Below are 12,772 nucleotides of genomic sequence, written 5' to 3' on the forward strand. Positions count from 1 at the left end.
TATTTCGCTGGCAGCCTGGATTCATGACCGACACACCCGCACGGCTGCTCTCCTTGCTGTCCCTCCTCCAGACCCCGCGGGAATGGCCCGGGAGCGAGCTGGCCCAGCGGCTGCGGGTGAGCGCGCGGACCATCCGGCGGGACATCGAAAGGCTGCGGGACCTCGGCTACCCGGTGGAGGCCACCCTGGGCGCCGAGGGCGGATACCGGCTGGTGGCGGGGGCTGCGATGCCCCCGCTGCTGCTTGACGACGAGGAGGCCGTGGCGATCGCGGTGGGGCTGCGGGCCGGGGCCGGGCATGCGATCGAGGGGGTCGAGGAGGCCTCCGTACGGGCCCTCGCGAAGCTGGAGCAGGTCCTGCCCTCACGGCTGCGGCACCGGGTGAGCGCGCTCCAGTCGGCCACGATCGCACTGTCCCGGGGCGACGGGGCCAGCGTGGACCCGCGGACGCTGACCACGATGGCGTCGGCGGTGGCGGGCCCCGAGCGGCTGCGGTTCGCCTACCGGGCGGGGAACGGGGCCGAGACGCGGCGGCTGGTGGAGCCGTACCGGCTGGTCAGCACCGGGAGCCGGTGGTACCTGGTCGCCTACGACCTGGAGCGGGAGGACTGGCGGACCTTCCGGGTGGACCGGGTCGACGAGGCCTTCGCGACGGGGGCCCGGTTCGCGCGGCGGGACCTGCCGATGGAGGCCGAGGAGTTCGTCCGGCGGGGCCTGCGAGGCGGTGAGAAGCAGCCGTACCGGGTGGAGGTCGACTTCGCGGCCGGCCCGGCCGAACTGCCGGCCTGGCTCCGGGCAGCGGCCCTGCCGGGTGGGGGGACGCAGACCTCGGTGAGCTTCGAGAGCGCGGACGCACTGGAGTGGACGGTGGCGCGGCTCGCCCTGACGGGGCTGCCGTTCACCGTGCGGGGGCCTGCGGCGCTTCGGGATGCGGCCGGTGCGCTGGCCGCGCGGCTCACGTCGGCGGCGGGCGCGCCGTAACCGGGGGGTGCGAAACGCCGGCGGGGCCGGGTCGTGCGGGGCCGGAGAGAGCCCCGGCGCCTGGGGGGGATAGGCACCGGGGCTCGTCTGGGGGGCTTGGCGGCGGGCCGCTCTAGGCCACGGCGTCGAAGCCGGTGTCGCGCGCCATCCGCTTCAGCTCCAGCAGCGCGTGCTTCTCGATCTGGCGGATCCGCTCACGGGTCAGGCCGTGCTGCTTGCCGACCTCCGTCAGCGTCCGCTCGCGGCCGTCGTCGATGCCGTACCGCATCTTGATGATCGACGCCGTGCGCTGGTCGAGCTTGCCCAGCAGGTCCTCCAGCTCCTCGCTGCGCAGCAGGGAGAGCACGGACTGCTCGGGCGAGATCGCCGAGGTGTCCTCCAGGAGGTCACCGAACTGGGTGTCGCCGTCGTCGTCGACCGCCATGTTGAGGCTGACCGGGTCGCGCGCCCAGTCCAGTACGTCACCCACGCGCTTCTCCGTGGAGTCCAGCTCGGCGGCGATCTCGGCGTGCTCCGGGTCGCGGCCGTTCTCGCGGTTGAATTCCCGCTGGATGCGGCGGATCCGGCCGAGCTCCTCGACGAGGTGGACGGGGAGGCGGATGGTGCGGGACTGGTCCGCGATGGACCGGGTGATCGCCTGCCGGATCCACCACGTGGCGTACGTGGAGAACTTGAAGCCCTTGGCGTAGTCGAACTTCTCGACGGCACGGACCAGGCCCGCGTTGCCCTCCTGGATCAGGTCGAGGAGGGGCAGGCCGCTGCGCGGATAGCGGCGGGCCACGGCCACGACGAGGCGCAGGTTCGAGCGGATGAAGACTTCCTTGGCCCGCTCGCCCTCGGCGGCGAGCGCCTCCAGCTCCTCGCGCGCCGGGGCGTCCCCGTCACGTTCTATCGTGCTGTCGAGGATCTGCTGGGCGTAGACGCCCGCCTCGATGATCTGGGAGAGCTCCACTTCCTTGGCGGCGTCGAGCAGCGGGGTGCGCGCGATCTCGTCCAGATACATGCCGACCAGGTCACGGTCTGCGATCTCCCCGCCCACAGCGCGGGCGCTGCTCGTGGACTGACGACGGGCGACGGCGCGGGTTGCCATGCGTGCTCCCTTGCGAAGTGTTCGGTCGCGGTGCGGCTGGAGGACGCCGCCGGGACGGCTGCCAACCGGTCCGGTGCGTCACGGACACTCTTCCGAGTGCCCGCTTCCGAAGGAAACAACGACTGGAATCGGGACAGAATTCCCACGCTGCTCCCTATTTTTCGAGATCTTGCAGTATCCTGCCCCGCTACGGGAGGGGGACGGGTGTCGCAAGATCTCGAAGAGGTGCAGGTCAGGCCCGGAACGGAGGCCGATCTGGCGCCCCTCACGGACCTCTACAACCACTACGTCCGTGAGACCGCCGTCACGTTCGACACGGCCGTTTTCACTCCGGAACAGCGCCGCCCTTGGCTGCACTCCTACTCTGAAGACGGCCCCCACCGGCTTCTGGTTGCCTGGACAGGTGATCGAATGGCCGGATACGCCACGAGCAGCGCGTTCCGCCCCAAACCGGCCTACGCCACCTCGGTGGAGGCGAGCGTCTACCTCGCCCCGCACGCGGTCGGCCGGGGCGTCGGCACCCTCCTCTACGAGGCGCTCTTCGCCGCCCTGGCCAAGGAACCCGTGCACCGCGTGTTCGCCGGGATCTCCCTGCCGAACGAGGCCTCGGTGCGCCTGCACGAGCGCTTCGGCTTCCGCCGGATCGGCGAGTTCACGGAGGCGGGCTGGAAGTTCGACCGGTACTGGGACGTCCGCTGGTACGAGAAGCGGCTGGGCCAGCACCCGTCCGAGTGAGCGGCCGGCACGTCCCTACGGCACGCGCGCACGCGCCCCCAGCGTCGGGGAGTCGCTGGGGTTCACCATCGGGGTGGACATCACCGGGCTCGGGCGGCAGAACTAGCCGAACTGGAGGGAGCGCTTCGAGAGGCCCATCCAGAAGCCGTCCACCGGGGTGCGGGCGGAGGCGAGGTCGGATTCGGCCGCGCCGAGGGTGACGAACAGCGGGGCGAAGTGTTCCGTACGGGGGTGGGCCAGGCGGCCCGCCGGGGACTTGTGCTCGAAGTCCAGCAGGGCGTCCACGTCGGACGCGGCCAGGGCTTCGCGGCCCCAGGCGTCGAACTCCGCCGACCAGGCCGGGACGCCCGGGCCCGTATGGCGCAGCGCCGCCAGGTTGTGCGTGAAGAAGCCGCTGCCCACGATGAGTACGCCCTCGTCGCGCAGCGGGGCCAGCTTGCGGCCGATGTCCATCAGCCGTGCCGGGTCCAGCGTGGGCAGGGAGATCTGCAGGACCGGTACGTCGGCCTCCGGGTACATCTCCACCAGGGGGACGTACGCCCCGTGGTCCAGTCCGCGGTCGGGGATGTCCTGGACCGGAGTGCCGGGGGCCCTCAGCAGTTTGCGGACCGAGGCGGCCAGCTCCGGGGCGCCGGGCGCGTCGTAGCGGACCCGGTAGTAGTGCTCGGGGAAGCCCCAGAAGTCGTACACGAGCGGGACGCGCTCGGTGGCGCCGAGGGCGAGCGGGGCCTCCTCCCAGTGCGCGGAGACCATCAGGATCGCCCGGGGGCGCGGCAGCCCGGCGGACCAGGCGGCGAGCTCGGCCGGCCAGAGCGGGTCGTCGGCCAGCGGGGGTGCGCCGTGGCTCAGGTACAGGGCCGGTATGCGGGTCACGGGGGCGCTCCTCAGTGGTTGAAACGCGTACGGAAACAGACTAACCCCATCTCGTTCAAATTTGAACGAGATGGGGTCGTCAGTCATTCCGGGAAGCCCTCGGCCCCGATCAGTGGGCGATCACCGGCACCTTGAGCTCGGCGTCCTCGCCAGAGCCGGAGGCCACCGGGCCGCCGACGCCCGGACGGCCGGTGTTGATCAGCGTCAGCGCGATGACCGAGCTGGCGACCAGGATGCCGACCGCCCACCAGATGGCCGAGGAGTAGCCCTCGACCATGGCCTGCGCCTGGATCAGCTGCCCGGCCGGGCCGCCCGCGGCGGCCTCGGCCGCGTGGTCGGTCAGGTAGGCGGTGGTCGCCGAGGCGGCGATGGTGTTCAGCAGGGCGGTGCCGATGGCGCCGCCGACCTGCTGCGAGGTGTTGACCATGGCGGAGGCGACACCGGCGTCGGCCGGGTTCACCCCGTGCGTGGCGAGGGACATCGCCGGCATGAATGCCGTGCCCATGCCGAGGCCGAGCAGCAACTGCGCCGGCAGGATGAGCGCCGGGTACGAGGACCCGACCTCCAGCTGGGTCAGCAGCAGCATGCCGAGGCCGGCGACCAGGAAGCCGGGGCCCATCAGCAGGCGCGGCGGGACGCGGGTCATCAGGCGGGCGCCGATCTGGGTGGAGCCCGTGATCATGCCCGCGATCATCGGCAGGAAGGCGAAGCCGGTCTTGACGGGCGAGAAGCCCTTCACGACCTGCAGGTAGTAGGTGAGGAAGAGGAACAGGCCGAACATCGAGATGACGGCGAGGCCGAGCGAGAGGTAGACACCGCCGCGGTTGCGCTCCAGGAGGACGCGCAGCGGCAGCAGCGGGGACTTCACCTTGGCCTCGACGAGGACGAAGGCGAACAGCAGCAGCGCCGAGGCGACGAACATGACGACCGTCAGGGCGTCCGACCAGCCGGCGGACTCGGCGCGGGTGAAGCCGTACACGAGGGCGACGAGACCGGTGGTGGACAGGACCACGCCCGGGATGTCGAGCGGTGCGCGGTTGCGGGAGTCGGCGGGCTCACGGATGACCATCCAGGCACCCGCGGCCGCGACGATCGCGAAGGGGATGTTGACGAAGAAGGTCCAGCGCCAGTTGAGGTACTCGGTCAGGAAGCCGCCGAGGATCAGGCCGACGGCACCGCCGCCGCCCGCAATGGCTCCGTAGATGCCGAAGGCCTTGGCGCGCTCCTTGGCGTCGGTGAACATGACGGCGAGCAGCGACAGGGCCGCCGGTGCGAGCAGCGCGCCGAAGGCGCCCTGGAGGGCGCGGGCGCCGAGCATCATGGCCTCGCCGTTGGCGGCGCCGCCCAGCGCGGAGGCCAGGGCGAAGCCGATGAGGCCGACGACGAAGGCGTTCTTGCGGCCCCACTTGTCGGCGATGCGGCCGCCGAAGAGGAGCAGTCCGCCAAAGGCCAGGGCGTACGCGGTGATGACCCACTGGCGGTTGCCGTCCGAGATGCCGAGGTCGGTCTGGGCGGAGGGGAGGGCGATGTTCACGATGGTCGCGTCGAGGACGACCATCAGCTGGGCCAGGGCTATGAAGACGAGTGCCTTCCAGCGGCTGGGATCGGCAGCCGGCGCGAGGCTCGCGGCTGTTTTTGACATGGAGGTACCCACTTCACTGTGCGGAATGACTGAAAAATGCTAGTTCTTTAACTTTGTGCGTGTCACATGGTTTTCTGCCGCAGGTCGTCCAAAGTCGTTGCCGAACCCGGGAGTTCGGAGCGGGCCGGAGCCCGCAGCCCGTCGAGGAAGAGCTGGAGGTGACGGTGGGCGAAGCGGTCTGTGTCGAGGCACGCGACACCCGGGAGGGGGCGGCTGAGCTGGGACAGGGCGACCATCAGGTCACCGACGCCGATGTCCGTGCGGACCAGCCCCGCGTCCTGGCCCGCGGCCAGCAACGTGACCACGGCATCGGCCAGCGCGGTCTGCGCCGCCAGGAGCTCGGGGTGTTCGCCGTCGAAGCCGTCGCCGAGCATCGGGCACAGGGCGCCGATCCGCTCGTCCGCGGCCGCATGCGTGAACCGACACAGGGCGGCGAAGGCGTCGGGCTCCTCGGCGAGGGAGGCCTCGGCCGAGGCCGTCACCCGGCCCATCGTGAAGAGGACGACGTGATGGACGAGGGCGGGGCGGTCGGGGAAGTGCCGGTAGAGCGTGGCATTGCCGACGCCGGCCCGGCGGGCGACCTCGTCGAAGGGGGCCGTGGAGCCGGATTCGACGAAGAGCTCGCGGGCCGCCGTCAGGATCCGCTCGCGGTTGCGGACGGCGTCGGCGCGCGGACGCGCGACGCCGGCCGCGGACACCTGCGGCTGCGGCTGCACCGGGATCGGCCGGGCCGCCGCGACGGTACGGGTGGAGCTCTTCATTCCGGGGCCTCCTCGGCGCGGGCTCGTGGACTCGCGGTGCGGACTGCGCGACTCCCCCGCCCAAACGGGGAGCCGCTCCCCGCTTAGCGGGACTCCCGTACAAACGGGGATCGGGTCCCCGGTTATTTCACTCCCCCGTGTGACCTGAGTCACGGGCGTGTCCACGTTCGGCCTCTCCCGACGCGCGGGCGCGCCGCGCCCGGCGGAGGGTGATCGAACAGGGCGCAGACCGGGCAGGGCCGGCTGCCGCGGACCCGAAGGCGATCTCCATGCCGCAGACCCGCCACCGGATACGCAGACCACGCCGCACCAGCGCGTACATCGGCCTGACCGCGCTGGCCTTCGGCGTCACGGCGACGGCCAGCACGGGCATATCCAGCCGCGGCAACTCGGCGGCCGGAGCGGTGGCCACGACCGTCGAATCGGCTCTCGCGCCCTGCCGGATCGCGGGCACCATGGGTGTGCAGATGTCCGAGGGCATGCCGACTCCGCCCGGGTACTCGCGCTCGACCGGCGAGATCCGGGCCCTGAACCTGATGATCGACTTCCCTGATGCCAAGGGCGAGGGCACGGCGGCGGACCGGATGGCGGAGTTCTTCCCCCAAACGGCCGAATGGTTCCGCACCAGCTCCTACGGCCGGCTGGTCTACCGGGCCGAGGCGCCGATAAAGGGCTGGCTACGGATGCCGATGCCCTTCGCGGCGTACGGGATCGAACGCGGGTCCGCGTACGAGCCGGGCTACCGGCAGCTCGTCGAGCACATAGCGAAGGCCGCCGATCCCGAGGTGGACTTCGCCCGGTACGACCTGATCAACGTCCTGGTCACGCCGAACGCCGGGCCGTCCGCCCTGGACACCGTCCTGTCGGTGACCTTCTCGGGCAACGGCGAGGCTCCGGTCGCCGACGGGGTGCCGCTGGCCAACACGTCCTTCGTCTACAGCCGGCAGGACGACGGCTCCGGCACCTACCAGGAGACCGGCTACCGGGTGCTCCCCCACGAGAACGGGCACGTCTTCGGGCTGCCCGACCTCTACACCTCGGACGGCGGGAACACGGTCGGGCACTGGGACATCATGAGCGAGGACTGGGGTGCCAACAACGACCTGATGGGCTGGCACAAGTGGAAGCTGGGCTGGCTGGACAGCAAGCAGATCAGCTGCGCGGCCAAGTCGGGCACCAGCGACCACACCCTGTCCCCGCTGGGCATACGGGGCGGCACCAAGCTGGCCTTCGTCCCGCTGTCGGAGACCGCCGGGTACGCGGTGGAGGTGCGGACCCTGGCCGGGAACGACGAGGCCGTCTGCAAACCGGGCGTCCTCATCTACAAGGTGGACTCCGACGTGGACACCGGGCACGGCCCGATCACTGTGTCGGACAGTGCCAGCACGAGCGGCGGCTGCACCCGGCGGCCCAACGTGCACGCGGAGCTCTCGGACGCGCCGTTCCGGCCCGGCGAGACCTTCACCGACGAGAAGGCGGGCATCAGCGTGTCCGTGGTGGGTGAACTCCGCAACGGCAGCTACCAGGTCCGCATCATCCGGCCGTGACCTGCCACGGGCCGGGGACGGACCGACCCCGGGCCGGAACGACGCGCCACGTGACTCCGGCCCTTCGGCCCCGGCCCTCCGACCCTTCGGCGCGCCGCGTCAGCCTTCCGCGAGTGCCCGGCGCAGCACGTCCACCACCGTGGGGCGGTGCTCGTCGGTCAGCAGGAAGAAGTGGTCGCCGTCGAACCGGAGCACCTGGCACGCTCCGGTTGTGTGGGCGGCCCAGCCGTCCAGCGGCTCGTGCGGGACCAGCGGGTCCGCCGTGCCGCCCAACACGTGCAGGGGCACGGCGAGCCGTACGTCCTCGAACCCCGCCGCAGCCTCCCGGCCGAGTGCGATGTCCGCCCGCAGCACGCGCGTCACGTGCGCCAGCATGTCCGGATCGTGCAGCACCCACTCCGGGGTGCCGCCGCCGTCCCGCAGGAGCCGGACGGCGTCCTCATCGGTGGCGGTGGCGTGGGCCCGGCGCGGGGTCCGGCCGGGGGCCTGCCCGCTGACCACGGCGGCCCGGCAGTGCGGGCCGAGCAGGCGCGCGGCACGGGCGGCCAGGAGCGCGCCGAGGCTGTGCCCGAAGACCACCGTGGGCAGCGGGTCACGGCCGAGCACCTCGTCGGAGACGGAGTCCAGGACCTGGTCGAGCCGGCAGCCGGGCGGCTCGCCGAACCGGCGCTCCCGCCCGGGCAGCGAGAGCCCGAGCACTTCCACGTGGTCCGGCAGCGACTTGACCAGGGGGAACAGGGTGTTGGGGCCGGCCCCGGAATGCGGGAACACCAGCAGCCGCGCCCGGGGCGCGGTCACCTCCTCCCGCAACCGCAGCAGCGGCCACCACGGCACGTGCGAGGACGTCATCGTCGTCGATCCCTCGGCGCCCGTCACGGGCAGTTGATGATCTGGCCGGCGTAGGACAGGCCCCCGCCGAACGCGAAGAGCAGCACGGGCGATCCCTTCTCGATCTCACCCCGCTCGATGAGCTTGGACAGCGCCAGCGGGATGCTCGCGGCCGAGGTGTTGCCCGACTCGACGACGTCCTTGGCGATGACGGCGTTGACCGCACCGATCTTGCGCGCCAGGGGCTCGATGATCCGCAGGTTGGCCTGGTGCAGGACGACACCGCCGAGTTCCTCGGGCTTCACGCCCGCCCGCTCGCAGACCTGGAGGGCGACCTCCGGGAGCGTCGTGGTGGCCCATCGGTAGACCGACTGCCCCTCCTGGGCGAAGGTGTGGGACGGCGCCTCGATGCGCACGGCCCGGCCCATCTCGGGTACGGACCCCCACACGACCGGGCTGATCTCCGGCTCTTCGGAGGCCACGACGACGGCCGCACCCGCACCGTCGGCGACGAGCACGCAGGTGGTGCGGTCGGTCCAGTCGACGAAGTCGGTGAGCTTCTCCACGCCTATGACCAGGGCCTTCGTGGCGGAACCCGTCCGTATGCTCTGGTCGGCCAGCGCCAGGGCGTGCGGGAATCCGGAGCAGGCCGTGTTCACGTCGATGGCGGCGGGAGCCTGCGCCCCGACCGCGGCGGCCACCCGGGCGGCCGTGTTGGGCGAGCGGTCGAGCGCCGTGCAGGTGGCCACGATGACGAAGTCGATGTCGCCGCCGGTGAGTCCGGCGTTGGCCAAAGCGTGCTCGGCGGCCTTCGTGGCCATGTCCGAAACCGACTCGTCCTCGGCCGCCACGCGACGCGTTTTGATCCCGACCCGGCTCTGGATCCACGCGTCGTTGGTGTCGACCATTTGCTCGAGATCGGCATTGGTCAAGACCCTTGACGGCTGATAGTGCCCGAAGGACAGGACACGCGACCCGACCATCAGTGTTCTCCTCGCTCCGTGGACCCCGCTGCGGATCCTGATTGACCGATGGTCAGACTATGCAGCGGCCCGGCCGGGGCACCCTCTCGTACAGGCCGTTTTCCGCCAGCACCCCACTTGGTTCAAGCCGATTCCGGCCTTTTGTATCCGCCGTGTATCGGTGAGCGCTCGACCATCGATCGGACCGCGCACCCGGCCGCGACGGCGGTCGCCGCGTCCGGCGCCTCCCGTATCGTTCCTTCCGGGTCGTCGGCGGCGTGTGGGTGCACGCCGGAGCGGCGCTTCGCCCGGCCCGTACGAACAGGAGTCCCGCCCGTGCCCTCACCCGCCCCGGCGCCGGAATCTCTGCCTCCGGTCCGCGTGCTGCTGGTCGAGGACGACGAGCTGATGCGCCGGTCCTTCACCGTCGCCCTCGAACGCTACGGCTACCGGGTGACGGCCGCCGCCGACGGACTGACCGGGCTGGAGTCCTTCCGCGACGGCGACGGCTTCGACCTGCTGATCCTGGACGTGATGCTGCCCGGCCTGGACGGGATCGGGCTGTGCCGCCGGGTCCGCGAGACCAGCCTGGTACCGGTGCTGATGATGTCCGCCCGGGGCGACGGCCTCGATGTCGTCGCCGGTCTGGAAGCCGGGGCCGACGACTACGTGGTCAAGCCCGTGGACACCTACGTCCTCGTGGCACGCATCCGCTCGCTGCTCCGGAGGGCGGCCTACGCGCCCGCCCCCGACGGCGGGCCGGCCGCCGGCCAGGAGGACGTCCTGACCTTCGGGGACCTGACCGTCGACACCGGCGGGCTGGAGGTGTTCCGCTCCGGACGCCCCGTGGCGCTCACCCCCACCGAACTGAAGCTGCTTCTGGAGTTCGCCGCCCACCCGGGCATCGTGCTGGAACGGCACACCCTGCTGCGCAACGTCTGGGAGTACGGCTGGGACGGCGACAGCCGTGTCGTGGACCTGGCCGTGCAGCGGCTGCGCAAGAAACTGGGCCGGGAGCGGATCGAGACAGTCCGCGGCTTCGGCTACAAGCTCAGGCGTTGAGGCCGGTGCACCACCTGCGCCGGCCGTGGTGGCCGGCCCGCGTGCCCCTGCGCTGGAAGATCGCCGCACTGGCGGCGGCCACGGCGGGCCTGGTCGCCCTGGCGGTGGGCGCCCTCGTCCACGTGTGGACCGCCATCGACGTCCGCGACCGGGCCGAGATGGAAGCCACCAACACCGTGTACTCCTCCATGGACGTCTACCGGCGCACCGGAACGCTGGCGGGTGGCGCGGAGCTCGATCCCGCCGAACTGCCCACCGCCCTGCGCCACCCGACCGACGACGAACGGCGGGTGGCCCACGACGGGCGCGTGGAGGGGAACCTCGGACCGAGCGTCTGGGGCGCCCAGCGGGTCGGCGGCCCGGGCAGCCCGGTGCTCGCCGTACGGATCAACATGAGCCCGCAACTCCACGACCTGCGGCGCCTCGACGCGAGCATGGCGGTGGCCTCCCTCCTCTCGCTCGCCGCGGCACTGCCCCTGGCGGTCTACGGGGCCGGGCTGGTCGCCCGCCGACTGCGCCGGGTCGCCGAGACCGCGGCCCGGATCTCCGCCGGGGACCTCGACGCCCGCACCGGCCCCGCCCTGGGTCGGGCCCGGGGCCGCGACGAGGTGACCGACATCGCCGCCACCGTCGACCTCATGGCCGACAGCCTCGGCCGACGGCTGCGCACCGAGCGGCAGTTCACGGCGGACGTGGCCCACGAGCTGCGCACCCCGGTCGGCGGCCTGCTGGCCGCCACCGACCTGCTGCCGGCCGGCGAGACGGAGGACCTGCTCCGGGCCCGCGTACGGGACCTGCGCGGCCTGGTCGAGGACCTGCTGGAGATCTCCCGGCTCGACGCGGGGGCGGAGGCGCCGGTCCGCGCCCGGGTGCCGCTCGCCGCGGTGGTCGCCGAGGCGGTGGCCCGTACCGGTCTCGACACGGACGTCAGCGTCACCGAGGCGCCGCAGGCACCGCAGGCACCGCAGGCACCGCAGGCACCGGTCGTGGATTCCGTGGGCGTGGTGGAGACCGACCCGCGGCGCCTGGAGCGGATCGTCGGCAACCTCGTCATCAACGCGCACCGGCACGGACGGACCCCGGTGCGGGTCACCGTCGAGGGCCGGACCGTCGTCGTCCGCGACCACGGCCCCGGCTTCCCAGCCGACCTGCTGCTCGACGGCCCGCGCCGGTTCCGTACGGGCGCCACGGAGCGGGGCGCGGGGCACGGCCTCGGCCTGACCATCGCCCTGGGCCAGGCCCGGGTGCTCGGCGCCGAACTGCGTCTGGACAACGCCCCGGACGGCGGCGCGGTAGCCACCCTGCGGCTCCCGCGCTGACCGACCGGCGGCCCGGACCGCCCGGACCGCCCGGACCGCCCGGACCGCCCGGACCGCCCTGCACGATTGCTGCACAACGGCGCGGAAGCCGATACACGGCGGCCCCGGCCCTGATACGTCCCCCCGACACCCTTCGGCGTGCACCCCTTTCCCACCGCACCCCAAGTGGAGTCCCCGTGACCGCCGACCCCTTCTCCTCCCGCCCGACGCCCGGCATCGCGGCCTCCACCACCGACCTGTCGAAGGTCTACGGCAACGGTGACACCCGCGTGGTGGCCCTGGACCGGGTCAGCGTCTCCTTCCGGGAGGCCGAGTTCACCGCGATCATGGGCCCCTCCGGCTGCGGCAAATCCACCCTCATGCACTGTGCCGCGGGACTCGACTCCGTCAGCTCGGGCTCGGTCCGCATCGGCACCACCGAGTTGGGCACCCTGGGCGACCGGCACCTCACCGAGCTGCGACGGGACCGGATCGGCTTCATCTTCCAGGCGTTCAACCTGCTGCCCACCCTGACCGCTCGGGAGAACATCACCCTGCCGCTGTCCATCGCCGGACGCCGCCCCGACCGGCAGTGGCTGGACCGCGTGGTGTCCATGGTCGGCCTCGCCCAGCGACTGGACCACCGGCCCGGGCAGCTCTCCGGTGGGCAGCAGCAGCGCGTCGCGGTGGCCCGGGCCCTGGCCACCCGGCCCGCGATCGTCTTCGGCGACGAGCCCACCGGAAACCTCGACTCCCGCGCCGGGTCCGAGGTCCTCGGCTTCCTGCGCGACTCCGTGCGCGAACTGGGCCAGACCGTGGTCATGGTGACCCACGACCCGGTCGCCGCCTCCTACGCGGACCGCGTCGTCTTCCTCGCCGACGGCCGGCTGGTCGACGAGATGGTGCGCCCCACCCCGGACCGGGTGCTGGACCGGATGAAGCAGTTCGACACCCGCGCACGCACGAACTGACTCGCCCCCACCCCCGTTCGCTC

At 72.1% G+C, this 12,772-nt stretch carries 12 protein-coding genes; 6 read left to right on the forward strand and 6 right to left on the reverse strand.

From position 1 onward, the window contains the following. The first annotated feature begins 23 nt into the window (after window positions 1-23). Window positions 24-980, forward strand: a complete 957-nt coding sequence (locus ACIQK6_RS30415; protein WP_329101079.1) for a YafY family protein — start codon at window positions 24-26, stop codon at window positions 978-980. 112 nt (window positions 981-1,092) lie between these two features. Here ACIQK6_RS30415 and ACIQK6_RS30420 read toward each other — a convergent pair whose 3' ends face one another. Further along, on the reverse strand, window positions 1,093-2,070 hold the full coding sequence (locus ACIQK6_RS30420) for a sigma-70 family RNA polymerase sigma factor (protein ID WP_329101077.1): 978 nt from the start codon (window positions 2,068-2,070) through the stop codon (window positions 1,093-1,095). A 204-nt stretch (window positions 2,071-2,274) separates the two neighbouring features. On the opposite strand from ACIQK6_RS30420, the gene ACIQK6_RS30425 reads away from it, so the two are divergent. Further along, on the forward strand, window positions 2,275-2,805 hold the full coding sequence (locus tag ACIQK6_RS30425; protein WP_329101075.1) for an N-acetyltransferase family protein: 531 nt from the start codon (window positions 2,275-2,277) through the stop codon (window positions 2,803-2,805). A gap of 102 nt (window positions 2,806-2,907) precedes the next feature. Here the strand turns inward: ACIQK6_RS30425 and ACIQK6_RS30430 are convergent, their stop codons facing one another. The 3 genes from ACIQK6_RS30430 to ACIQK6_RS30440 form a co-directional block, all read right to left on the reverse strand. Then, window positions 2,908-3,669, reverse strand: coding sequence for a dioxygenase (locus tag ACIQK6_RS30430; protein WP_402695944.1), 762 nt, complete (start codon window positions 3,667-3,669; stop codon window positions 2,908-2,910). Window positions 3,670-3,787: 118 nt separating this feature from the next. Next, window positions 3,788-5,320 carry an MFS transporter gene (locus tag ACIQK6_RS30435; protein ID WP_402695875.1) on the reverse strand — a complete coding sequence of 511 codons (1,533 nt, stop codon included), beginning with the start codon at window positions 5,318-5,320 and terminating at the stop codon, window positions 3,788-3,790. A 62-nt stretch (window positions 5,321-5,382) separates the two neighbouring features. After that, on the reverse strand, window positions 5,383-6,081 hold the full coding sequence (locus ACIQK6_RS30440) for a TetR/AcrR family transcriptional regulator (RefSeq protein WP_402695877.1): 699 nt from the start codon (window positions 6,079-6,081) through the stop codon (window positions 5,383-5,385). Window positions 6,082-6,350: 269 nt separating this feature from the next. Between ACIQK6_RS30440 and ACIQK6_RS30445 the strand changes: the two genes are divergently transcribed. After that, the gene (locus tag ACIQK6_RS30445) at window positions 6,351-7,628 is read left to right on the forward strand and encodes a M6 family metalloprotease domain-containing protein (RefSeq protein WP_329101069.1); all 1,278 of its coding nucleotides are present in this window, start codon (window positions 6,351-6,353) and stop codon (window positions 7,626-7,628) included. Between the two features lie 99 nt (window positions 7,629-7,727). On the opposite strand, the gene ACIQK6_RS30450 is transcribed toward ACIQK6_RS30445, so the two are convergent. Together ACIQK6_RS30450 and ACIQK6_RS30455 are read right to left on the reverse strand one after the other, a co-directional pair. Then, window positions 7,728-8,477, reverse strand: a complete 750-nt coding sequence (locus ACIQK6_RS30450) for an alpha/beta fold hydrolase (RefSeq protein WP_329101067.1) — start codon at window positions 8,475-8,477, stop codon at window positions 7,728-7,730. 23 nt (window positions 8,478-8,500) lie between these two features. After that, window positions 8,501-9,439 carry a beta-ketoacyl-ACP synthase III gene (locus ACIQK6_RS30455; RefSeq protein WP_402695879.1) on the reverse strand — a complete coding sequence of 313 codons (939 nt, stop codon included), beginning with the start codon at window positions 9,437-9,439 and terminating at the stop codon, window positions 8,501-8,503. Between the two features lie 315 nt (window positions 9,440-9,754). On the opposite strand from ACIQK6_RS30455, the gene cseB reads away from it, so the two are divergent. The 3 genes from cseB (at window position 9,755) to ACIQK6_RS30470 (ending at window position 12,749) form a co-directional block, all read left to right on the forward strand. Next, window positions 9,755-10,480, forward strand: a complete 726-nt coding sequence (cseB, locus tag ACIQK6_RS30460) for a two-component system response regulator CseB (RefSeq protein ID WP_329101063.1) — start codon at window positions 9,755-9,757, stop codon at window positions 10,478-10,480. After that, entirely contained in the window at window positions 10,477-11,799 is a 1,323-nt protein-coding gene (locus ACIQK6_RS30465) for a sensor histidine kinase (protein ID WP_402695881.1), read from the forward strand. Before cseB ends, ACIQK6_RS30465 begins: the two co-directional genes overlap by 4 nt. 176 nt (window positions 11,800-11,975) lie before the next feature. Continuing rightward, on the forward strand, window positions 11,976-12,749 hold the full coding sequence (locus ACIQK6_RS30470; protein ID WP_402695882.1) for an ABC transporter ATP-binding protein: 774 nt from the start codon (window positions 11,976-11,978) through the stop codon (window positions 12,747-12,749). Window positions 12,750-12,772: the final 23 nt, after the last annotated feature.

The organism is Streptomyces sp. NPDC091682 (assembly GCF_044756625.1).
Taxonomy (GTDB): Bacteria; Actinomycetota; Actinomycetes; order Streptomycetales; family Streptomycetaceae; genus Streptomyces.

Excerpts from the sequence above, each read along its gene's own strand:
- ACIQK6_RS30450 (WP_329101067.1), bottom strand. The coding sequence starts at position 8,477 with ATGACGTCCTCGCACGTGCCGTGGTGGCCGCTGCTGCGGTTGCGGGAG.
- ACIQK6_RS30420 (WP_329101077.1), bottom strand. The coding sequence starts at position 2,070 with ATGGCAACCCGCGCCGTCGCCCGTCGTCAGTCCACGAGCAGCGCCCGC.
- ACIQK6_RS30435 (WP_402695875.1), bottom strand. The coding sequence starts at position 5,320 with ATGTCAAAAACAGCCGCGAGCCTCGCGCCGGCTGCCGATCCCAGCCGC.
- ACIQK6_RS30440 (WP_402695877.1), bottom strand. The coding sequence starts at position 6,081 with ATGAAGAGCTCCACCCGTACCGTCGCGGCGGCCCGGCCGATCCCGGTG.
- ACIQK6_RS30445 (WP_329101069.1), top strand. The coding sequence starts at position 6,351 with ATGCCGCAGACCCGCCACCGGATACGCAGACCACGCCGCACCAGCGCG.
- ACIQK6_RS30415 (WP_329101079.1), top strand. The coding sequence starts at position 24 with ATGACCGACACACCCGCACGGCTGCTCTCCTTGCTGTCCCTCCTCCAG.
- ACIQK6_RS30455 (WP_402695879.1), bottom strand. The coding sequence starts at position 9,439 with ATGGTCGGGTCGCGTGTCCTGTCCTTCGGGCACTATCAGCCGTCAAGG.